Genomic DNA, 22,186 nt, shown 5'->3' on the forward strand with positions numbered 1-22,186 from the left:
AGCTGCCTTTCCGCCGGCCCTACGCCGGCCCTTCAGGCCTCACTGCTCAGCAATGCGGAGAGCAGCGCTACTGCGCCACTCTTGTCGAGTGGGTTGTTCTGGTTCCCACACTTGGGCGACTGTACGCACGACGGGCATCCATCCGTACATTCACAGTGTGCAATCGCCTCGCGTGTCGCAGTCAACCACTCGCGCGCCGCGGCATACCCGTGTTCGGCGAATCCGGCTCCGCCCGAGTGGCCGTCGTACACGAAGACGGTGAGGCAGCCGGTGTCGGCGTGGCGGGCGGTGGAGACGCCGCCGATGTCCCAGCGGTCGCAGGTGGCGAACAGCGGGAGCAGCCCGATGGACGCGTGCTCGGCCGCGTGGGCCGCTCCCGGCACGTCGGACAGGCCCAGATCGGCGACGGCGGTGTCGGGCATCGTCCACCAGACCGCCTTGGTCCGCAGCGTGCGCTCAGGCAGGTCGAGAGGCTGCTCGTCGAGTACGTCGCCGGTCGCGATCAGCTTGCGCTGGAACGAGATGACCTGACTCTTCACCTGGACCCAGCCGCGCGACAGCTCCGCCGTACCCCAGCTGCAGGTCTCCTCGGTCGCCAGGATGCTGATCTCGGTCGTGTCCCGCGCGAACGTCGTGTAGTCCGGGGAGGCGGGCTCGACGACGGCCGCGTGCTCCTCGAGGTCGAGGGAGCGGACCAGGTACGACTCGCCGGCGTGGACGTAGACGGCGCCCTCGTGGACCGACGAGTGCGCCGAACCGCCGTCGACCGTGCCGAGCAGGCGACCGGTCTGGTCCTCCACGATCTGCACGGTCTTCCCGCCGGCCGACCGGATGTCGATGGCGTCGACGGCCCGCTCCCGGCGCGTCCAGAACCAGCCGTGCGGCCGCTCGCGCAGCAGTCCCTGCCGGACCAGTTGGGCGATCACGGTCTCCGTCGTACTGCCGAAGATGTCGAAGTCGTCCGCGGTCAGCGGGACCTCCTGCGCGGCCGCACACAGCTGCGGCCCGAGGACATACGGGTTCTCCGGGTTGAACACAGTCGCCTCGACCGGCCGCCCGAAGATGGCACGCGGATGGCGCACCAGATAGGTGTCGAGCGGGTCGTCTCGCGCGATCAGCAATGCCACCGCGTCCCCACCGGCTCGACCGGCACGCCCGGCCTGCTGCCACAGCGATGCGCGCGTGCCTGGCCAACCAGACAGCAGTACGGCGTCCAGTCCGGCTATGTCGATGCCCAGTTCCAGAGCGTTGGTGGCAGCGACACCGGTCAGCTCACCGCTCTGCAGCATCCCCTCGAGTCGCCGCCGTTCCTCCGGCAGATAGCCGGCCCGGTACGCCGACACCTGGTCGATCAGCGTCGGGTCGACCTCGGCCAGGTTTTCCCGGGCGGTCAGCGCGACCGATTCCGCACCGCGCCGCGAACGGACGAACGCGACAGTCCGGACACCTGTGACGACCAGATCGCTCAACAGGTCGGCCACCTCGGCCGTGGCGGACCGGCGGACCGGTGCGCCGTTCTCACCGTGCAGTGCGGTCAGTGGCGGCTCCCAGAGACCGAAGGCGATGCCGCCGCGCGGGGAGCCGTCCTCGACGACCTCCACCATCGGCAGGCCGGTCAAGCGTTCGCCTGACACTGCCGGCTCGGCAACAGTCGCCGAAGCGCAGACGAAGATCGGATGAGCGCCGTACTGCGCGCAGACCCGCCGCAACCGTCGCAGTACGCCGGCGACGTGTGCGCCGAAGACGCCGCGGTAGTGATGACACTCATCCACCACGACGTACTGCAGGCAGCCCAGAAAGCGCGCCCAGCGTTGATGATTCGGCAACACCGACCGGTGCAGCATGTCCGGGTTGCTCAGCACGTACGTCGCGTGGTCGCGCGCCCAGTCGCGTTCGGTCCGCTCGGAGTCCCCGTCCAGCGTCGTCGCACGCAGACCGGGCACCGTGTACGACGAGACCGCCCGCAGCTGGTCATGGGCCAGCGCCTTCGTCGGAGACAGGTAGAGGACCGAAGCGGTACGCCGATGCGGCGACGCGGCCTGCGCGATGCTCAACGTGGCGAAGGCCGGCAGCAGGTAGCCGAGTGACTTGCCCGAGGCCGTCCCGGTCGCGACGACGACATGCTTCCCGGCGTACGCCGCTTCGGCCGTGGTGACCTGATGCGTCCAAGGCGCGGTGATGCCGGCGTCGTGCAGCTGACCGAGCACCTCGTCCGGAACCCAGCGCGGCCAATCACACGTTTGCCCCAACCGCGGCGGCACGGACTCGACGTGCGTCAACCGGTCGTCGCGACCGGCGGCCAGGCGCTTCAGGACAGCCTCCGCCTCACCACCTGCACGCATACCGCGAGCTTAGGGCGTGGCACGGACAGCGAATCGCTGAGGACGAGCTGAGAGTGCACGTGCGGCGTGCACGGTCGGATGCACACGGTCGGATGCACACGGCTTTTTGGGGAGGGGAATCGACTTCGGTCTGACGAGATGAAAGAGTTTTCGGTAGCGGGTCTTACTCACGGTCCGTACATGGTTGAATGCAGCAGTTCACGGGATCGGAGGCCGAAGTGGATCTGTCGCTGACCGCGCGCGCCGAGGGCGGGCGGACCGTCATCGAGGTGGCGGGGGAGATCGACGTCTACACCGCACCGAAGCTCCGCGAGAAGATCGCCGCGCTTGTCGATGAAGGGGTCTACGACCTGGTCATCGACCTGGAACGCGTGGAGTTCCTGGACTCCACCGGCCTCGGCGTTCTCGTCGGCGGGCTGAAACGGGTGCGCACCCACGACGGTTCGCTGTCCCTGGTCTGTACCCAGGAACGGCTGCTGAAGATCTTCCGGATCACCGGCCTGACCAAGGTCTTCGACATCCACCCGGACGTCGCCTCGGCGATCTGACCCGAGCGGTTCCAAGCGAAAAGGTGTCCGCAGGGCTACGAAGAGTGAGCTGCTTGCTCAGGCACCCGGGTATGGCGTAGACCACCCTGTCGTCAGGTCTGGTCGGGAACCCGTTAGAGTAGCCCACCGCGCCAGTCCATTGGCGTTGTGTCGTATTTCCCCAACCCTTCGGTTGCGGCAGATGGGGGCCGTCAAGCCTGGATGGGTTGCCTACAAGGAGGACGGATGTCCGCGCTGCTTGCACCACAAGCGGTGGATCTTTCGTCGAGCAACACCACTCTGGTGATTGTCGTCGGGGTGATCGCGATCCTCGCGGTCGTCATCGCGATGGTCTTCCGGGGCCAGGTGCTTGCCGCGAACGATGGCACCGAGAACATGAAGACGATCGCCGCGGCGGTTCAGGAAGGCGCCTCGGCGTACCTGAACCGGCAGTTCCGGACATTGTCGATCTTCGCCGTTGTCGCGTTCCTGTTGCTGTTCCTGCTGCCGGCTCATACCGACGGCGGCAACGAGACGACGCTGAAGATCTTCCGCTCCGTGTTCTTCCTGGTCGGTGCGGGCTTCTCCGCCGCGATCGGCTACCTGGGCATGTGGCTCGCGACGCGCGCCAACGTCCGCGTCGCCGCGGCCGCCCGTGACGAGGGCCGCAACCCGGCGATGCGGGTCGCGTTCCGCACCGGTGGCACCGTGGGCATGGCGACCGTGGGCCTGGGGCTGTTCGGCGCCGCGCTGGTCGTGCTGATCTTCAAGGGTGACGCTCCGACCGTGCTCGAGGGCTTCGGCTTCGGCGCCGCGATGCTCGCCATGTTCATGCGTGTCGGCGGCGGTATCTTCACCAAGGCCGCCGACGTCGGTGCGGACCTGGTCGGCAAGGTCGAGCAGAACATCCCCGAGGACGACCCGCGGAACGCGGCGACCATCGCCGACAACGTGGGCGACAACGTCGGCGACTGCGCCGGTATGGCGGCCGACCTGTTCGAGTCGTACGCCGTGATGCTGGTGGCCTCGCTGATCCTGGGCAAGGCCGCGTTCGGCGAGCAGGGCCTGATCTTCCCGCTGATCGTGCCGACCATCGGCGCGATCACCGCGATCATCGGCGTCTTCCTGACCCGCCCGCGGACCGGTGAGAACGGCCTGCGCACGATCAACCGGGCCTTCTACATCTCCGCGGTCATCTCCGCCGTGCTCTGTGCGGTGGCAGCGTTCGTCTACCTGCCGAGCAGCTTCAAGGACCTCACCGGCGCGACCGAGACGATCGCCGCGTACGACGGCGACCCGCGGCTGATCGCCACCGTCTCGGTGATCATCGGCATCGTGCTGGCGGCCGTCATCCTGGCGCTCACCGGTTACTACACCGGCACTGAGGACAAGCCGGTCCGCGACGTCGGCAAGACCTCGCTGACCGGCGCCGCGACCGTGATCCTGTCCGGTATCTCGGTCGGCTTCGAGTCCGCCGTCTACACCGCAGTGGTGATCGCGGCGGCCGTGTACGGCGCCTTCCTGGTCGGCGGTTCCGGTGTGGTCGCGCTGTTCGCGATCGCGCTGGCCGGCTGTGGTCTGCTCACCACCGTCGGCGTCATCGTCGCGATGGACACCTTCGGTCCGGTCTCCGACAACGCGCAGGGCATCGCCGAGATGTCCGGTGACGTGGACGGCGAGGCGGCCCAGATCCTGACCGAGCTGGACGCCGTCGGCAACACCACCAAGGCGATCACCAAGGGCATCGCGATCGCGACCGCCGTACTGGCCGCGACCGCGCTGTTCGGCTCGTTCACCGACGCGATCCGGACGTCGCTGGCCGACAACTACCCGAAGTTCGAGGCCGACGCACTGGTCTTCAACCCGGGCACGCTGGTCGGCATCATCCTCGGTGCGGCCGTGGTGTTCATGTTCTCCGGTCTGGCCATCAACGCCGTCGGCCGCGCCGCCGGCGCGGTCGTCTACGAGGTGCGTCGTCAGTTCCGCGACATCCCCGGGATCATGGAGGGGACGGGCAAGCCGGAGTACGGCAAGGTCGTCGACATCTGCACCCGGGACTCGCTCCGGGAGCTGGCGACGCCGGGTCTGCTCGCACTGACCGCGCCGATCGCCGTCGGCTTCGGCCTCGGCGCCGCGGCGCTGGCCGGCTACCTGGCTGGTGCGATCGGCGCCGGCACGCTGATGGCGGTCTTCCTGGCCAACTCCGGTGGTGCCTGGGACAACGCCAAGAAGCTGGTCGAGGACGGCAACTGGGGCGGCAAGGGTTCGCCCGCGCACGAGGCCACCGTCATCGGTGACACCGTCGGCGACCCGTTCAAGGACACCGCCGGTCCGGCCATCAACCCGCTGATCAAGGTGATGAACCTGGTCTCGGTGCTGATCGCTCCGGCCGTCGTCGGGATGTCCGCGATCGGCGACGACCCGAACAAGGCGCTCCGGATCATCATCGCGGTCGTCGCGGTGATCATCCTGGCCGCCGCGGTCTACGTCTCGAAGCGCCGGGAGTCGGTCATCTCCGACACCCCCGCCGAGGTGAACGCGGCCGCGTAGTCCGCAGTACCGGACGAAGCAGTAGCTGATGAAACGGCCCGCCGGCCTCGTCCGGCGGGCCGTTTCACGTGGACCCGGACCGTCCTCCACGCTTACTGTCGTTCTACGACGAAACGTCCGTTGGGAGGTGGCGAGGTCGATGTCTCTCCGGCGGGCGACTGCTTTGCTCGTGCTCGTCCTGGCGGGCCTGGCGGCAACAGCGCAGGTGGCGAACGCGGCACCGCCGACGCCCGATGCGACGTACCTGATCGCGGCTCACCAGATCAATCTGACGGTCATCGACGCCGCCCACGCGGCCAACTCGCAGGGCCGCAGCTCGTGCGTGCGAACCGTCGCCGTCCAGCTGGAACGCGATCATCGCAAGCTCGCCGCCCAGGAGACCGAGCTCGCGACGCGGTTCGGCATCAAGCTGCCGAACCTCCCCTCGGCGGCGCAGCGCAAGCAGATGGACGCGGTCGGAGCCAAGTCCGGGACGAGCGGGTACGACGAGGCGTGGCTCGCCTTGCAGCGGCAGCAGCACCAGCAGTACCTGGTTCTGATCGACGGTGATCTGCCGAAGGCCTCGTCGCCCGCGGTCGAGTCGGTGGCCGAAGGCGCCAGGCCCGTGGTCGTGATGGATCTGCAGATGGTGACGCCTACCTGCCGGCTCGTGACCAGCAAGCCGGTCGTACCGACCGGAGATGGCGGCCAGGTCGCCGCAGCTCAGCAGGCGCGCTCGCGGGCGGCGTTGGTCCTGCTCGGACTTGGAGCGCTTCTTCTCCTGGTCGGCAAGCAGAAGTCGATGCGGCGGCGTCTCCTCGGTGTGGCAGCTCTGGCGGCCGGGCTCGTCATGGTGTTCGGGACGCCTGGCAACACCGGGAAGGTCCCGCAAGCCGGTTCCTCCGACGCGGAACGTGAAGCTGCCGTTCCGCCGGTCAAGTTGAAGTTGCAAGGTGTTGAGAACGCGCCGGTGCAGGCTGTCGCGACCGGCAGCGACGGCCAGTTGCAGATGCCCACGTCGCCGAAGGCCGTGGGCTGGTGGGCGGCGGGGGCGGCCCCTGGCTCCGACGGCGGCACTGTTCTGCTCGCCGGACACGTGGACACGGCTCGGTCCGGACGTGCGGTGTTCGCGGGGCTGTCCGAAGTACCGGTCGGTGCGAAGGTTTCGGTGACCGGTGGGGACGGGCACGTGCACCGGTACAAGATCGTGGCTCGGCGCACCTACCTGCAGACTGCTTTGCCACGCGACCTTTTCCAAGGTGCCGGAAAGCCGCGGCTCGTGCTGGTCACCTGCACCGGTGCTTACGACCACAAAGCGCATCGCTATACACACAACCTCGTGCTGTACGGCGTCCCGGTGGTCTGAGTCGTTTGGTAGTCACTTTCAACTGCCACCGACCGAAGTACGGCCGTCCGTCGACTTTCGGCTGATGCGGCAAGACCCTCGCATAGGGGATCGTCGGGGTCGTGGTCAGGGCTTTAACCGATAGCAGCCGGCAACCGGCGGACGGCAGAATCAACCCACGGGTGGACACACCGGATCCGCCCGGGGTCCGATGATCCAGGCCCCGGCGACCTCGATACTGAGTGCTACACAGTCCACTACCAGGTGCGCCACCGAAAGAGGAGTACGGCGATGATCGAGGCAAAGGGCCTCACCAAGCGATACGGCGCAACAGTTGCCGTTGACAACCTGTCTTTCGAGGTGAAACCGGGGAGAGTGACCGGCTTCCTCGGCCCGAACGGGGCCGGCAAGTCGACCACCATGCGGATGATCCTCGGTCTCGACACCCCGACGTCCGGCGAGGTCACGATCGACGGACAGCGCTACCGCGATCTGCACAGGCCGCTGACCAAGGTCGGCGCGTTGCTGGACGCCAAGTGGGTGCACCCGAACCGCTCGGCACGTGCGCACCTGACCTGGATGGCCGCCTCCAACAAGCTGCCGAAGGACTCCGTCGACAAGGCGCTGGAGATGGTCGGCCTGTCCGCGGTCGCGAACAAGCGGGCCGGCGCTTTCTCGCTGGGTATGTCGCAGCGGCTCGGCATCGCCGGCGCCCTGCTCGGCGACCCGGAGGTGCTGCTCTTCGACGAACCGGTCAACGGCCTCGACCCTGAGGGCATCGTCTGGATCCGCACCTTCATGCACCGGCTGGCCGACGAAGGCCGGACCGTGCTGGTCTCCAGCCACCTGCTGTCCGAGATGGCGCTGACCGCCGAGGACCTGGTCGTCATCGGCCGCGGCAAGCTGATCGCGCAGAGCACCACCCAGGAGTTCGTCGACCGCGCCAGCGGTACGACGGTCAAGGTCCGCACGCCGCAGCTCGACCAGCTGGCCGGCGTACTGCACCAGCAGCAGCTGGTCACCCGGATCGAGGATGTCGACAACGAGGGCAAGGTCCTGTTCGTCGAGGGCGACCTGACCACCGACCAGATCGGTGAGGCGGCCGCGGCGCACGGCATCGTGCTGCACGAGCTGACGCTGCAGCGCGGTTCGCTGGAGCAGGCGTTCATGCAGATGACCGGTGACTCGGTCGAGTACCACGCGCACGACGAGATTGCTGCTGTGACCCAGCTCGACGCGCCGTCGGGCGCCGAGGTGGCTGCGGGTCCGAAGGAGGACAACTGACATGTCGGTGATCACTGTCGAGCGGATCAAGCTCTTCTCCACCCGCTCGCCGTGGTGGTGCATGATCGTCGCCGCCGTGCTGACCGTCGGGTTCGCGGCGCTGACGACCGGCTTCCTCAAGGGCGCCGACGAGCAGCGGGCGACGATCTTCATCACCCAGCCGGGCGCCCAGCTCAGCCAGATGGTGATGATGGTGATGGCCGCGCTGGCCGTCACCACGGAGTACCGGTTCGGCACCATCCGGACCAGCTTCCAGGCCGTTCCGCAGCGCGCCGCGCTGCTGCTCGGCAAGACCGCGGTGGTGGCGTTCCTGTCCGGTGTCATCGGCCTGATCGCATCCTTCGGCGCGTGGGGTATCGGCAGCCTGTTCGCCAGCAACGCGGACCTGTCGATCAACACCGGCGCCGAGTGGCGGCTGCTGGCCGGTCAGGGCCTGGTCTTCGCGATCTCCGCGGTGATCGCGGTGGCGGTCGGCATCCTGATCCGGCAGAGCGCCGGTGCGATCGCGATCCTGATTCTCTGGCCGCTGCTGGTCGAGAACCTGGTCAACCTGATCCCCAAGGTCGGCGACGACCTGGCCAAGTGGGCGCCGTTCGCGAACGGCAGCTCGTTCCTGAACCAGGGCCAGGACTTCGGTCTGGCCGGTCCGGGCGCCGGCGGCAGCGACTTCGCTCTCGGTCCCTGGTGGGCCCTGCTGTACTTCGCCGGCTGGGCGGCCGCGCTGATGGCGATCGCCCTCTTCTCGGCGAGCAAGCGCGACGCATAAAAGCCACCCCGGTCGAGGTTGAGGGGCCCTGGCCGGGGCAGGGAGCCCGGTCGGGCTGAGGGGTCCTGGCCGCGACGGCCCGCGGTGCATCCGGGAGACCGGATGGACCGCGGGCCGTTCTCCTGTTGATCAAGGGTTGGCGGGTGGCCCGGGGAGCGTCTACGGTGCCGCGCATGATCGATTGGGCGCAGGTGCGCGAGGCGGGCTACGCGGTCCCCGAGGGCCGCTCCACGGGCGAGCTGGTGGCCGAGCTGGTGGGCATGCTGCGGTCGCCGGATCCCGTCGTACGGGATCGCCAGGCGTACGCCGTACTCGCGACCTGGATCGGGCGTGGTGTGCTGACGGCCGACGAACTGCGGGCGCTCGGCGACGAGATGGTTCCACGGTTCGGGGATCCGGAGATCCAGGCGCGGACGTTCGCGCCGTTGATCCTCGACTGCATCGTGTCCGCCGGGGTCTACGAGCCGCACTGGGTGCCCCCGTTCGAGCGCTGGTACGTCGCCGAGGAGGACCTGCGCGGGCACGACGAGAAGCTCGGCTGGCTGCATGCGGTGGCGCATGGGGCCGACCTGCTCGGGACGCTCGGGCTGCACGAGGCGGTCGAGCCGATGCAGATGCTGCGGCTCGGGATCGGGCGGTTGCTGACGCCCACGTCGTACGTGCTGCGCGACATGGAGGACGACCGGCTCGGGTACGCGCTGGCGGCGACGCTGACGCGCGACGACCTGACCGAGTCCGACGCGGTCGAATGGCTCGACCCGGTGATCCGCGCGCTCTCGAACCCGCCCGCCGAGGGGATCACTCCCGAGGTGACGAACACTATCCGGACGTTGCGGGTTGTATACGTGCTGGCCGATCACGGTCTGCGGGTCGGCGATGAGAAAAAGCTCACCTCGATCCCGCACCTCGAACAGGTCAAGACGAAGCTGGCCGACGTGTTCCGGATCGTCACGCCGTACTATCTCTGACGCTCTCAGGTGATGCAGGGCTCGGGGCAACTACCTTGGGGGGTAGGACGCATCCGACTTTCGTCTGCTTTTTCCCTGAATCCTCCCGGAGCAACGGCATGTCGAGGTCCAGGGCGGAGTACAGGTGAAGTCAGGTGGCAGTGGAGGGCTCGTCCGTGACAAGGTCTCTGCTGGCAGGCCATGGCCCCCTCCCATGGTGGTGCCAACGCCACTACCCAAGTAGTGCCAACACCATCAGATCTGGTCCCCGGCAAGGTTAGCTTTGAGCTACAAAGCCGTCGGGGGCAGCGGGTTCTAGAGAGGGCGCGTGGAAGTCATGGTTGCGACATACCTGAAGAGATGGGTCGGCAACCGCATTCTGAGTAGGACCACCCGCAAGGGTGGTCTCGACCTGTCGAAGATGCGGATGTTTCCCAGCTCGGTCTCGATGCCGCTGCGACGGCAGGGTCTCGACCCGGTGCCGGAGCTCGCGGAGGTGCGGGAGACCGAGCCGGTGCACAAACTGGCCCACCTGTTCGGGCTGAATGTATGGGTGGTCAGTGGGCACGCCGAGGCGAAGGCTGTGCTCGCCGACACGACGAACTTCAGCAACGACATCCGGCCGCTGGTCGGCTCGGACCCGAACAAGCCGTCGGAGGGTATCGGCGGGCTCGGCTTCACCGATCCGCCGGACCACACGCGGCTGCGGAAGCTGCTCACCCCCGAATTCACCAAGCGCAAGCTGGCCCGGCTCGAGCCGGCGATCGAGAAGATCGTCAACGACCAGCTGGACCAGATGGAGGCCAAGGGGCCGGTCGTCGACATCGTCGCCGACTTCGCGTTCAACGTGCCGTTCCTGCTGATCGCGGACCTGCTCGGGGTCGAGGAGCAGGACCGCGATCGTTTCCGTGCGCTCGGGCCGGCGCGATTCGACCTGTCCGGTGGCGGGATCGGAGTGTTCGGGTCGGCTTCGGAGTCGCGGGACTTCCTGTTCGAGATCGTCCGCAAGCAGCGGAGCAACCCGGGTGACGGGCTGATCGGGTCGATCATTCGCGAGCAGGGTGACGATCTCGACGACATCGAGCTCGGCGGCCTGGCCGACGGGGTGTTCCTCGGTGGGTACGAGACGTCGGCGAGCATGCTCGCGCTCGGCACGCTGGTGCTGCTGCGCGACCCGCAGAACTTCGAGCTGATCCGCAACGAGCCGGGCGCGGTCGACGTGATCGTCGAGGAGCTGCTGCGGTACTTGACGGTTGTCCAGGTCGCGTTCCCGCGGTTCGCGCGGCACGACCAGGAGCTGTTCGGCCAGCAGGTGAAGAAGGGCGACCTCGTCGCGGTCTCGCTGTCCGGCGCGGACCGCGACAAGCAGATCTTCGGGGCTGATGCCGAGGACTTTTATCCGCGCCGTACGGTGTCGGCCGCTCATCTCGCCTTCGGCCACGGCATGCACCGGTGCGTGGGTGCCGAGTTGGCGCGGATGGAACTGCGCGCCGCATTCTCGGCGTTGGCCCACCGCTTCCCGGACCTGTCCCTCGCCGTACCTGAAGAACAGCTCCGCTTCCGAGACTTCTCCATCGTCTACGGCGTCGAATCCCTCCCCGTCCAACTCCACGCGGCGTCGACCAACCAGGCCGCCGTCTAACAACACCGCTTCGCGGCGGCAGTTGCGATCGCCATCCGCCTCGCCCGCACCGGGCGGGGCGGATGTGTTTTGTGGAGACCGGCAAGGGGACACCGCTTCGCGACACCAAAGGACGCCGCTTAGCGGCGGCAGTTCTCTGAGGCCGCTCCGCGGCGATCGCGGTCGTGATCGGATGCCCGCGATTTCGGCGAGTCCGATGTGGTGCGAAGGGCCGGCTGGACGAGGGTCGAACTCTCTGGTGACGGCGGTCGTCTACTGGCTTGATGCGGAGAGGCGTGATGGATGTGGGTGCGGAGTACGTGACCGGATTGCCGCGGAAGCGGGTGGTGGCTGGGGTGGTGTTTCGGGCCGGGGACGGACGCGTGCTGCTGGTTGAACCGTCGTACAAGCCGAACTGGAAGATCCCCGGGGATCAGTCGAGGCTGGCCGCGGCGCGGGACGGCTCCACGTGGATGTGTGACAACGGTAAGCCGGTCAGGACAGGTTGATCGGGCAATCTCATGGCAGACGCAGCTGAGGTGGTCCGCATTCGGGACGCAGTGCCTGGTGACGGTGATGCGCTTGCGGAGCTGCATGCGCGGTCGCGGGCTGTGTACTACGGTGCGGGCGGCCATGACGTGGCAGCGGTTCCTGATGAGGGGTATCGGGAGGCGTGGCGCGGGATGGTGGTGGATTCTCGGCTTGCCGTTCTGGTGGCCGTTGTGGGCGACGACATCGTCGGTGTGCTCACGCTGGATGCCAACGGAGTGTTCCCGACCAATGCTCCTGACGAGACACGCGTCCGGCTCGTGGGGATCTTCGTCGAGCCGGATCGGTGGTCGAGCGGTGTTGGTAGCGCGCTGATGGGACGGTTCGTCTCCGTCGCACGCCGGGCTGATGCTGTGGGCGAGGTGGATGTGTGGGAGCGGAACTCCCGTGCCATCCGGTTCTACGAGCGACACGGCTGGACCCGCGACGGAACGTCGCGTCCAGGTCCGGCCGGAGCAGACTACGTCGGCTTCGTACACCTGCCGTGACAGGCATGAGAATCGCGTTCCCCCAGCGGTTGTCCCGTCGTTGTCGTGATCACGACCATGGGCTGGGTGGGCGGTCAGAGCAGGGTGAATTGTTGGGCGAAGGTGGTCAGGTCGGCGGGGGTTTGGGCGTTGATCACCAGGCGGGTGACGCCTTGGCGTTCGTACGACGCGAGGGCCGAGGGAGTCAGGTCGGCTGAGGCCCAGCGGGTGTACTCGAGGTCGTCCCGGCCGGAGGTCTCGCGGGCCAGGTCCCATTGGGCTGCGCGCTCGGCCGGCGGCAGCGCGCCGCCTGGGAAGTAGCCGTCGCCGCGGCGGCCGGCTCGGCGGGCGGCCGCGCGGCTCGAGCCACCGATGTGGATCGGCAGCGGGGCCAACGGATGCGGGAAGCTGCACAGATCCTGGAACTGGAAGAACTCCCCGGAGTAGCTCACCCCGTCCGCTCCGCCGGTCCACAGCAAGCGCAGTACGTCGATGGCCTCGTCCGTACGGCGACCGCGGGTCGCGAAGTCGACGCCGACGGCGCGTGCCTCACCGGGCAGACTGCCCAGCCCGACGGTCAGCAAGCGCATCCGGCCTTTCGACAGCACGTCGATCGTGGCGAGACGCTTCGCAAGGGTGACCGGATGGTGGTACGGCAGCAGCAGTACTGCGGTACCCAGCAGGAGACGCTCCGTCGACGCGGTGACGTACATCAGCAGGTCGAGCGGATCGGCGTACTCGAGTGTCGTCGGCAGTTCGAAGCCGCCCAAAGACGCACCGCGGTAGAGGACGACGTGCTCGGGGACGTACAGCCCCTCGAACCCGAAGGCCTCCGCGTGCTGGGCGAACTCCACCAGCCGCTCCGGATCCATGCCCTGTCCCGGTGTGCTGTAAGCAACGGCGAATTTCACCCGCCGACCCTAGAACCTTGCCCCCGGGGTGAAGGCAAACCACGCGATATTTCCGGTACTGGTGGTTCTCGTGTGTAGTTTCTTTGTGGCACTAGGTGGTCGTTGGCCGGATCGGGTCGTGACAGGATGCGGGGTGGGTGGTCACAATGGGCGGTCCGGCCCGAAGTGCGGGTGACGGAACAGGGAAGGGCCGTCGGCGGGTATGGGGATTGGCGAGATGGGGACGGGCGATGTGTTGACCGCCCGGATCGCCGCCGCGATGACCGCCGCCCAATCGGGTGGGCATGCGAGTGCCGCGGCGGAGATCGAGGCGATCCGGGCCGAGCTGGGTGAGGTGCCGAGCTACCGGCTGGCCGCCGTCGAGTACGTGCGCGGCGTGTCGGCCCACCACGCGAGTGACGCCGACGAGGCGCTGCGGGCGGTCGACGCCTGTATCGAGGTCGCTCGCGCGATCGACGAGCCAGGCTGGGAAGCGAACGCGCTCCCGATCCGCATCATCAACCTCGCCCGCAGCGGCCGTGGCGGCGACACGGTCAACGATCTGGTCGCGGCTGAAGCGGCCTTGAGCCGGACCAAGGACCCGGGACTGACGGCCTGGGCGCACACCGGGCTCGGTTACGCGTACGACGTCCTGCGGCTGTTCGAGCTCTGCATCCCGCACTACGAGCTCGCGACAGGGCTCGACGCGGACGTGTTCGAGCTGGCCGAGTCCGAGGCGATCGACCGGCTGAACCTCGCCGAGACCTATCTCCGCTGGGCACACGAACTCGAGCGGCTCGGCGATCCTTTGTATACAAGGGAGATCGAGGAGCGGCTGGCGTCAGCGGCGTACTGGGCGCGCGAAGCCGAGCGGGTGATAGTGGATGACGAGAGCCAGGAGTTCTGGCGTCTCAGCGCCCGTCTGTGGCTTGCGGCGGCCGCTACTGCCGAGGACCCGGCCCGCGCGGTCGCCGAGCTGACCGAGATTCGCGACGAGATCAGCAAACTGGGCGAGACCGAGCGGCTCGCGATCGCCGGCGCCTACCTGGCCAGGGCCTTGAAGGCGCAGGGGAAGTTCGAGCAGGCCAAGGCCGCGGCGGACCGGGCGGCCGACGACCTGATTCCGTTGGCCGACCCATCGACGCATGTCCTGGTGCTTCAGACCCGTTCGGAGATCGACGCTGTCGACGGGACGCCAGGAGGCATTGCAGGCCTGGAATACGCACGGTCGGTCGCGCGCGGCTGGTGGAAGGAGCGGCAGCGGGCGCTGAACGCCGTACGGCATGCGCTTGCTGTGCACGATCTTCCGGCCCGGCACGACGCCGAGTGGCACGCGGCGCGGCAGGATCCGCTGACCGGTGTGGGGAATCGCCGTGCGCTGGACGAGCGGCTGACCGCGGCCCGCGATTCCGGACGTGCGGTCACCTTGCTGGCCATCGATGTGGACAACCTGAAGATCGTCAACGACACCTTCGGGCACGCCTGCGGGGACGAATTGCTGCAGGTTGTGGCAAATCTCCTGGTAGAACAGGCGCGAGCGACCGATGCCGTGGTTCGATCGGGTGGCGACGAGTTCTTCGTGGTCCTCGACCAGCCCGACGCCAAGGGCGGCGCCCAGCTGGCCGAGCGGATCCGGATCGCCGTCGAGTCGATCGCGACGGCGACGGAGAAACCGTGGCTGCGCCGGCTCGGGCTGAGCCTCGGGTACGCCGCAACCGCCGAGGGTCTCGGCGTCGAGCAACTGATCGCGCGGGCGGATGTGCGCCTTTACGAGGACAAGCGCCGCAACAGGTGATGGGCACCGCAGGACAGTGAGTCAGGGCAGGGGAGGAGGTGTGGTGCGCGAGACGTCGGGGGTGACGGCGCGGATCGCGGCGGCGATGACGCGGGCGCAGTCGGGCAGTCCGGCCGAGGCTGCGCTCGAGCTCAACGAGCTGCTCGCCGAGCTGGATCCGGAGCCGAGTCACGAGCGGGCCGCGGCCGAGTACGTGCGAGCCGTCGCGGCGCATCACGCCACCGACTCGGTCGAGGCACTGGACGCCGTCGATGCCTGTATCCGGGTCGCGCGCGCGATCGACGAGCCGGGCTGGGAGGCGAACGCGATCGCGGTGCGGATCGTCACGCTTATCCGCACCGGCGAGGGCGGTGACTCGGTCGCTGATCTGGTCGCCGCGGAGAACGCCCTGTCCCGGACCCGCGACCTCGGCCTGGCCGGCTGGGCGCACACCGGCCTCGGCTACGCCTACGACCTGCTCCGGCTGTACGAACTGTGCATCCCGCACTTCGAGCTCGCCGCGGAGGGTGATCACGATCCGCTCGGTCTGCCCGAAGGGCCCGCGATCAACCGGCTGAACCTGGCCGAGTCGAACCTGCGCTGGGCGCACGAGCTCGAGCGGCTCGGCGACACGTCGTACGACGAGGAGATCAAGGAGCGCCGTCAGGCCGCGCACCGGTGGGCGGGTGAGGCGGTCGATGCGATCCTGGCGGCCGACCTGCTCGGGTACTGGCCGATGGTGGGGCGGATGTGGCTGGCGGCGAGCAACGACGCCGGCGATGCGGCCGAGGCGGCGGTGATCCTGAAGGACTGCCGCGACCAGGTGGCGAAGCTCGGCGATCTCGAGCTGGCCGCGATCGCGGGCGCGTACCTGGCCAGGGCGTACCTGACGCTAGGCCGGATCGACGACGCGATGGAGGCCGCGGGCCGGTCGGCGAGCGAACTTCCGCCGACGTCGGATCCGCCGGTCGAGGCGCTGATCCGGCACACCGCCGTACAGATCGTGGCCGCGTCAGGCGATGCCGGTGCGTCCAGCGGGCTGCAGTACGCGCGGGCGATCAGCAGAGGGTGGTGGGCGGAGCGGTTGCGCGGGTTGTACGCCGTACGGAGTGCGCTGGCGAATCATGAGCTCTCGATCCGGCACGACGCCGAATGGCGAGCTGCCCGTGAGGATCCGCTGACCGGCGTGGGCAATCGGCGCGCGCTGGACGAGCGGATGTCGGTGGCGCGCGATTCCGGTCGATCGGTTGCCGTCATCGCGATCGATGTGGACAACCTGAAGGTCGTGAACGACAGCTACGGACATGCGTGCGGAGACGAGGTACTGCGGCGCGTCGGGCAGCTGCTGAAGGAGCAGTGCCGCGCGGAGGACGTGGTGGCGCGGGCGGGCGGTGACGAGTTCGTCGTCGTACTGGACAACCCGGACGAGCGGGGTGCACCCGAGCTGGTCGAGCGGATCAAGACGGCCGCGGATCGGGAGGCGGCGCAGGCGCTGGCGCCATGGTTCGCGATGCTGCGGTTGAGCGTCGGGCAGGCGAGTAGCACGGACGGTACGTCGGTCACCGACCTGCTGACCGAGGCCGATCGGCGCATGTACGCCGAGAAGCGCCGTCGCCGGCGCGCCGCTCAGTAGTTGAGGAAGCCTTCTACGACAAGGTTTCTGATCTGCGGAAGATAGTCGGAGAGTACGTCGACCACTGGCCGGTCCATGAGATCCGCGAGGGCGGCGAGGATCTGGCCGGTGCTCAGGTCGCCGTCGCACGCCCCGACGAAGCCCGCGAGGACGGTGTCGACCTGCTCTGCGCGGCGCATGCCACGCTGGCGCCGCAGGACGATGGTGGCCGGGTCCTCGGCGCCTGGCTGACCAGTGGTCTCCTGGATGACGTCGTCGGCCACTTGCAGATGCAGCGACGTCAGGTCGGCGGGTAGGCCTTCCAGACGTTCGAAGCGGTGCACGACGTACGGACCGATCGGACGCTCGATCTCGTACGGCCAGGACTCGGCGGTAAGGGTGCCTTCGACGTTGTGCAGCGTGATCCAGCCCATGCCGATCGCTTCGACGCTGCGGTCGTCCAGGTAGCGCATCCACTCGTCGTACCGGTCGGTGTACTGCGGTGAGCCGTGCAGGCCGGCGTCGCGCAGCCAGAGTTCGACGTACTCGGACGGGTCGAGCTGCTCGCGCTGGACGGCCCAGGCCGACCGATCCGCCGTCCATGTGGCGATCCGGTCCTGCCAGTCCTCGCCGCGCACGCAGGTCCAGTTGGCGAGCAGCTGGCACCAGCCGCCGTCGGTCAGGTGGTCCGTCGCCTGCTTGATGAGTTGCTCGACGACCGCGTCACCGGCGTACCCGGTCTCGCGGTAGGTCAGGTCGCCACCGGGCGGAGAGATCACGTACGGCGGGTTGCTGACGATCAGATCGAACCGCTCACCGCGGACCGGCTCGTACAGACTGCCATCACGTACGTCGAGGTCGATGCGGTTGAGCGCCGCCGTCCACCGGGCGAGCTGCAGGGCACGCGGATTGACGTCGGTGGCGACGAGCTGGTTGACCCGGTCGGCCAGGTGGAGCGACTGGATGCCGCATCCGGTGCCGATGTCGAGCGCCCGGTCGGCCTTGATCGGGACCGTGAGGTGAATGAGGCTGAGACTGGCCGGGGCGATGCCGAGCACATAGTCGGAGCGCATCGGCTCCCGGCGACCGTCGAGGCCCGGGGTGGGGTCGGCAACCACCCACCACTCCCGCTCGTCCTCCGCGAACGGCCGGATGTCGAGCACTGCCCTCGCCTCGCCACTCGACGTCGTGACGATGCCCAGGGCAACCAGATCGATACCCGGAAACGCCTTGCTCACAAGCGTTTCAGGCACGGGCCGTTGCAGCAGGAACAGCCGAATCATTGTGTCGAGCGCATCCCCGGACCCGGTACGACGGTACGCCGGCGCCGTCTCGTTCCGCCCCAGCGCCCCGTTCGCCTGCTCACCGAGCCGGTCGGCAACCCCGTCCACGGTGTACCCCGCGGACTCGAACGCCGTCCGCAGCCCGTCCACGTCGTACCCCGTCAGCTCACTCACGCCACCATCCTCGCACCACTCCACCGGTCCCCGCCCCCACCTGGTCCGCGCCCCCACCCGGTCCGCGCCCCCACCCGGTCCGCGCCCCCACCGGTCCGCTCCGGGCCCCGCCCGCCCGCGGCTCTCATTTGGTGGGTCCACCCACGGCGTTGGGGGTTGCCCACCCGGAACAGCGGTGGGAAACCCCCAACCAGATGGGTGCACCCATCAAATGCGACGGGCAGGGCCGGGGTGGTGCGGTGCGGGCGGTGCGGGGTGGTGCGGGCGGTGCGGGGTGGGGTGGGCCGGGGTCAGTGGGGCGGGGGTGGTTCGGGTCAGGGGTTACAGGTGAGTTTGGCGTCGGCCCAGTCGGCGTGGTCGCTGGTGTTGCCGTCGCCTCCGTCGGTGACCTGGAGGGTCAGGGTTTGCGCGCCGGTCACGTCGACCGTGGTGGTGGCGGTCGGGGACGTGCCGGTCAGCTGGTCGGACGTGTACTTCGCGGTCCCGTCGGTCAGGACCTTGAACGTGACCTTGCCCCGGTCCTCCATCTCGTCGTCGATGCCCAGCTTGCTGGTGAACGTGGTGCAGTTGCCGCCCAGACGGACGCTCACCGACGATGGAGCGTGCGCGCCCAGGCCCTTGGCGTACGTGACCCCGTCCAGCGTGATCGGGCCGCCGTCGCCGGCGCCGTCCTCGCCGTTGCTGTGGTCGCGTTCGACCGGTCCCCAGCCGTTGGTGGAGTCGAGGAACTCCAGGTCACTGACCCAGTTCTCCCCAGTAGGTGCTGGGGGCAACGGTTTGTCGGCGATCGTGGCGGCGAAGAATCCGAGCCCTCCGCCGGGCAGCTCGATCGCCTTCACGGTCTTGCCGGGATCGAGCGGTACGGCGGTGTAGAAGACGCGGTAGTCCGTCGTCGTATTGCCCAATCCGGCCGGTGTGTAACGGCCCTTGACCGACACGGCGAGCTTGGCGCCGCCCGTTGTCGGGTCCTGGCAACACCAGTTCGGCAACTGGAAGGTGCCTTCGGACGTGGAGCCGTCGGTGTAGATGATGGTGACGGTTCCGCGGGCGTTGAGACTGGCGCCCGAGCCGAGGAGCGCGAGGTGGGAGCCGGTGCCCGATACCAGGATCGGAGCTGACTGGTCCTTCACCACGTTCGGCGTACCGGGTGCTCCGGTCGGCCAGGTGAAATCGGCGTCCTGGACGGTCACCTTGGCGCCCGGCGTGTAGCCGGCCGCTGCCAGCGCCTCGCCGTTGAAGCTGTCGCCGGCGCCGTCGAAGTTGCCCTTGGCGTACGTCGCAGCGTCGGTCACGCCAACGACATTGGCTGCCTGCGACAACGATGCGTACGGCAACTCGGCCGTTGCCCACGCGCTGTTCGAGTAACTCTTGCCTTGAGCAACGTACGACGCCTTCACGGACAGCGTGAAGCTCGCCGGTTTCACGTCAGCGCCTGGCGTGACCTGGAGCTTGGTGGTCACGGTCTTGCCGGGAGCGACCGACGAGAAGGTGTTCGCGCCGGCGACGGACCATCCGGTCGGGAGTTGGGCGTCGAGGCGCACGTCGCGAACCGTTGTGCGGGTGTCGTTGCGGAAGGTCGCGGTGACCTCGGTGGCCTGGCCGGGGGCGTTCCACAGCGACGGGGTGGTGAGCTCCGGGATGCCGAAGGTGTTGGTGACGTCTGGGCCGCCCACCGCGGACGTCCCCGACAGGCGGACGACGGCGCTCCGTGAGGTGGGGATGGACACGGTTTCCACCCGAACCACTCCGTCGGAGTAAGACCAGTTGACCGTCTTGCCATCGATGGTTACGCCGTGCGGGGCGGTGCCGGTGTGGAGCGTCAGTTCGTACGGGCGCGCGGCGGGCTTGCCGTCGTACGAACCGTTGCTGCGGCCGATGTTCACGGTGATGTCGCCGCGGCCCTCGGCCGGTGCGTCGACGGCGAAGGTCTGCGTTGCGGACTTCGCCGAGCGGGTCACGCGGTCGTCCTCGTAGAGGTTGAACGACGACTTGCCCGAGGGGTAGATGTCGACCGTTACGCGGTCGCCGAAGCCTTGTTCGGCAGCGTTGTTGATACCGGACTTCCACATCGGCACGACCGCGCCCGCCTTCACGAACAGCGGCAGTGTGTCGAGCGCAGCGTGGTAGCCGTTGACCGTCGTCGGGCCTTGGTACACCCGACCCGTCCAGTAGTCGATCCACCGACCCGCGGGCAGATAGATCCCGTTCTTGACCTCGTCCGCGCCGTACATCGGAGCGACGAGGAACTCCTTGCCGGCCAGGAACTCGTACTTCGTCGTGTCGTCCCACGTCTTCGGGTCGTTCGGGTACTCGAGCACCAGCGACCGGTTCAGCGGAGCGCCGGTCCGGTGCGCCTCGGCGGCGTACGTGTAGAAGTACGGCAGCAGGCGCTCGCGGAGCTTGAGGTACTTGCGGTTGATCGAGGTGTACGGGTCGCCGTACGCCCAGGGCTGCTTGTACGCCGGCGTCGACCAGCCGGACATGCTCATGAACGCCGGATTGAACGTCTTCCACTGCAGGTCCCGCACGTACGACGTGGCGCTGCCGCCGAAGATGCCGTCGACGTCGCCCGCGCTGTAGGCGATACCGGAGTTGCCGGAGCCGGTGATCGCCGGGATCTGCCACTTGATCGCGCCGAGCGAGCCGCTGTGGTCGCCGGTCCACTGCACCGCGCACCGCTGTGCACCCGCCCAGCCCTCGACCATCCACGCGAACCCGCGGGCGTTGCTGTACTGCTCGATGCCGTCGTGCGCCGTGTCGCAGGCACTCAGCGCGTACCGGTACCCCGGACCGACCCAGGCCACGTCCAGCTTCCGCACGCGGACGCCGGCGTCACCGACCTCGGCCGGCTGCCGATCGAGGTCGGACTGCGTCCACAGCCCCATCTGGATGTTGCGCGCCCGCAGTTCGTCACCGGTCTGCTTCAGCGCCGGGATGTCGCGCTTGCCCCACCACGTGCCGTCGACCTGCTCGGAGTCGGTATTGGCGGAGTATCCGCAGCCGTAGTCGTCGTTGACGAGCATCCAGCCGCCCGGCATGTCCTCGTCCTTGAACCGCTGCGCGACCTTCACCGCGTCCAGCGTGGTCACCTTGTCCGGGTTGACCTTCCAGTCGTTGCTGGGATCCGGGTCCGTCGCGTAGTGACCGCGGTTGTAGCAGTCGGAGTCGCCGTACTCGAGGCCATAGATCGGCGGCATGAACGGCCGGCCGGTGAGCTCGGTGTAGCGGTCCAGCGAGGTCTTCAGGTCGCCGACGAAGTAGTACGCGTCGAACCGCTTCTCGTCGTGAGTTGTTACGACGGGACTGGTGAAGCTGTAACTACCCGGGTCGAACGTGCTCCGGAGTACGCCGTACCCCGCGGTGCTCATGTAGTACGGCGACGCGTTCGGGTTGCCGCCGTCCTCCCAGTTGAAGTCCTTGGAGATCTTGATCGTCTGGTCGCGGTGCGAGAAGCGGCCGTTCTGCATGCCGCCGCCGAAGAACTGCTCGTTCGCGCCGCGTGCCAGGGTCTGCGTCGTCGATGTGTCGGTCCAGGACAGCGGCGCCGACTCGGACCAGACGAGCTGACCGTTCGACCGGTAGAGCGAGAACTTCAGCGGGCTCTTCTGCGCACGGACCTCGATCTTGCCGGTCGTGAGCGAGTAGTAGCTGCCGCGGTCACGCCAGGAGGTCCGCGGCGTGCCGTAGTCGGTCTTGGCGACGATGTTCGACGCCGGAGCGCTCGGATCGGTGGGCGGGGTGTTCGCCGGATCGGTGAAGTTCCCGTCCGGCGCCATCCACAGCCGGAAGACGTCGTCCTTCAGGAACACCACTCTTACCTTCGCCGCGCCGGCGCTGAGAGTGTACGTCGCTTTGTCGGCCGCGAACCCGGTGATGTCACCGAGCGTGGTGGCGGCGGCCTGCGCGGGAGCCGCGGTGTACACAAGTGCGCCCGCTAACAGGGCCAGGGCGACTACTGAACGTTTCATGCGGACAAAGATGCTCACGAGTGCCTCACTTCACGCATCAATGAACAAGATGCGCACATTGAAGCTCACCGACGACGCATTGTCATCAGGTCGCGCTATTTCACCCCG

At 68.1% G+C, this 22,186-nt stretch carries 15 protein-coding genes; 11 read left to right on the forward strand and 4 right to left on the reverse strand.

All coding sequences use genetic code 11. The features are described from left to right. Positions 1-32 precede the first annotated feature (32 nt). Positions 33-2,342 (reverse strand): DEAD/DEAH box helicase, encoded by a 2,310-nt coding sequence (locus OHA10_RS14195; protein ID WP_371406662.1) that lies wholly within the window; start codon positions 2,340-2,342, stop codon positions 33-35. Between the two features lie 218 nt (positions 2,343-2,560). Here OHA10_RS14195 and OHA10_RS14200 point away from each other — a divergent pair, with 218 nt between their 5' ends. The 9 genes from OHA10_RS14200 (at position 2,561) to OHA10_RS14240 (ending at position 12,398) form a co-directional block, all read left to right on the forward strand. Then, positions 2,561-2,890 carry an STAS domain-containing protein gene (locus OHA10_RS14200; RefSeq protein WP_130387202.1) on the forward strand — a complete coding sequence of 110 codons (330 nt, stop codon included), beginning with the start codon at positions 2,561-2,563 and terminating at the stop codon, positions 2,888-2,890. A gap of 225 nt (positions 2,891-3,115) precedes the next feature. Continuing rightward, positions 3,116-5,419, forward strand: coding sequence for a sodium-translocating pyrophosphatase (locus OHA10_RS14205; protein WP_371406663.1), 2,304 nt, complete (start codon positions 3,116-3,118; stop codon positions 5,417-5,419). 139 nt (positions 5,420-5,558) lie between these two features. Next, positions 5,559-6,764 (forward strand): DUF4142 domain-containing protein, encoded by a 1,206-nt coding sequence (locus tag OHA10_RS14210; RefSeq protein ID WP_371406664.1) that lies wholly within the window; start codon positions 5,559-5,561, stop codon positions 6,762-6,764. A gap of 270 nt (positions 6,765-7,034) precedes the next feature. Then, the gene (locus tag OHA10_RS14215) at positions 7,035-8,027 is read left to right on the forward strand and encodes an ABC transporter ATP-binding protein (protein ID WP_371406665.1); all 993 of its coding nucleotides are present in this window, start codon (positions 7,035-7,037) and stop codon (positions 8,025-8,027) included. Position 8,028: 1 nt separating this feature from the next. Next, entirely contained in the window at positions 8,029-8,793 is a 765-nt protein-coding gene (locus tag OHA10_RS14220) for a hypothetical protein (protein ID WP_371406666.1), read from the forward strand. Positions 8,794-8,966: 173 nt separating this feature from the next. Then, positions 8,967-9,761 (forward strand): DUF2785 domain-containing protein, encoded by a 795-nt coding sequence (locus tag OHA10_RS14225; RefSeq protein ID WP_371406667.1) that lies wholly within the window; start codon positions 8,967-8,969, stop codon positions 9,759-9,761. A 316-nt stretch (positions 9,762-10,077) separates the two neighbouring features. Continuing rightward, positions 10,078-11,382 carry a cytochrome P450 gene (locus OHA10_RS14230; RefSeq protein WP_371407941.1) on the forward strand — a complete coding sequence of 435 codons (1,305 nt, stop codon included), beginning with the start codon at positions 10,078-10,080 and terminating at the stop codon, positions 11,380-11,382. Between the two features lie 263 nt (positions 11,383-11,645). Then, positions 11,646-11,870, forward strand: a complete 225-nt coding sequence (locus OHA10_RS14235; protein ID WP_371406668.1) for a hypothetical protein — start codon at positions 11,646-11,648, stop codon at positions 11,868-11,870. A 12-nt stretch (positions 11,871-11,882) separates the two neighbouring features. After that, a complete protein-coding gene (locus OHA10_RS14240; protein ID WP_371406669.1) occupies positions 11,883-12,398 on the forward strand; it encodes an N-acetyltransferase family protein in 516 nt (171 codons plus the stop codon). Positions 12,399-12,472: 74 nt separating this feature from the next. On the opposite strand, the gene OHA10_RS14245 is transcribed toward OHA10_RS14240, so the two are convergent. Beyond that, positions 12,473-13,288, reverse strand: a complete 816-nt coding sequence (locus OHA10_RS14245; protein ID WP_371406670.1) for a TIGR03619 family F420-dependent LLM class oxidoreductase — start codon at positions 13,286-13,288, stop codon at positions 12,473-12,475. A 217-nt stretch (positions 13,289-13,505) separates the two neighbouring features. Here OHA10_RS14245 and OHA10_RS14250 point away from each other — a divergent pair, with 217 nt between their 5' ends. Beyond that, positions 13,506-15,062: a diguanylate cyclase gene (locus OHA10_RS14250; protein ID WP_371406671.1), complete on the forward strand. Its 1,557-nt coding sequence runs from the start codon at positions 13,506-13,508 to the stop codon at positions 15,060-15,062. A gap of 43 nt (positions 15,063-15,105) precedes the next feature. Next, positions 15,106-16,674: a diguanylate cyclase gene (locus OHA10_RS14255; protein ID WP_371406672.1), complete on the forward strand. Its 1,569-nt coding sequence runs from the start codon at positions 15,106-15,108 to the stop codon at positions 16,672-16,674. On the opposite strand, the gene OHA10_RS14260 is transcribed toward OHA10_RS14255, so the two are convergent. Both OHA10_RS14260 and OHA10_RS14265 read right to left on the reverse strand, forming a co-directional pair. Beyond that, positions 16,668-18,110, reverse strand: coding sequence for a methyltransferase (locus tag OHA10_RS14260; RefSeq protein WP_371406673.1), 1,443 nt, complete (start codon positions 18,108-18,110; stop codon positions 16,668-16,670). The two genes, OHA10_RS14255 and OHA10_RS14260, sit on opposite strands and share 7 nt — an antisense overlap. A gap of 314 nt (positions 18,111-18,424) precedes the next feature. Then, positions 18,425-22,078 (reverse strand): NPCBM/NEW2 domain-containing protein, encoded by a 3,654-nt coding sequence (locus OHA10_RS14265; RefSeq protein ID WP_371406674.1) that lies wholly within the window; start codon positions 22,076-22,078, stop codon positions 18,425-18,427. Positions 22,079-22,186: the final 108 nt, after the last annotated feature.

The organism is Kribbella sp. NBC_00662, assembly GCF_041430295.1.
Taxonomy (GTDB): Bacteria; Actinomycetota; Actinomycetes; order Propionibacteriales; family Kribbellaceae; genus Kribbella.

What these genes read in the sequence shown, in the direction of transcription:
- OHA10_RS14195 (WP_371406662.1), bottom strand. Translation starts at nt 2,342, where the DNA reads ATGCGTGCAGGTGGTGAGGCGGAGGCTGTCCTGAAGCGCCTGGCCGCC.
- OHA10_RS14205 (WP_371406663.1), top strand. Translation starts at nt 3,116, where the DNA reads ATGTCCGCGCTGCTTGCACCACAAGCGGTGGATCTTTCGTCGAGCAAC.
- OHA10_RS14210 (WP_371406664.1), top strand. Translation starts at nt 5,559, where the DNA reads ATGTCTCTCCGGCGGGCGACTGCTTTGCTCGTGCTCGTCCTGGCGGGC.
- OHA10_RS14215 (WP_371406665.1), top strand. Translation starts at nt 7,035, where the DNA reads ATGATCGAGGCAAAGGGCCTCACCAAGCGATACGGCGCAACAGTTGCC.
- OHA10_RS14220 (WP_371406666.1), top strand. Translation starts at nt 8,029, where the DNA reads ATGTCGGTGATCACTGTCGAGCGGATCAAGCTCTTCTCCACCCGCTCG.
- OHA10_RS14225 (WP_371406667.1), top strand. Translation starts at nt 8,967, where the DNA reads ATGATCGATTGGGCGCAGGTGCGCGAGGCGGGCTACGCGGTCCCCGAG.
- OHA10_RS14230 (WP_371407941.1), top strand. Translation starts at nt 10,078, where the DNA reads ATGGTTGCGACATACCTGAAGAGATGGGTCGGCAACCGCATTCTGAGT.
- OHA10_RS14235 (WP_371406668.1), top strand. Translation starts at nt 11,646, where the DNA reads ATGCGGAGAGGCGTGATGGATGTGGGTGCGGAGTACGTGACCGGATTG.
- OHA10_RS14240 (WP_371406669.1), top strand. Translation starts at nt 11,883, where the DNA reads ATGGCAGACGCAGCTGAGGTGGTCCGCATTCGGGACGCAGTGCCTGGT.
- OHA10_RS14250 (WP_371406671.1), top strand. Translation starts at nt 13,506, where the DNA reads ATGGGGACGGGCGATGTGTTGACCGCCCGGATCGCCGCCGCGATGACC.
- OHA10_RS14265 (WP_371406674.1), bottom strand. Translation starts at nt 22,078, where the DNA reads ATGAAACGTTCAGTAGTCGCCCTGGCCCTGTTAGCGGGCGCACTTGTG.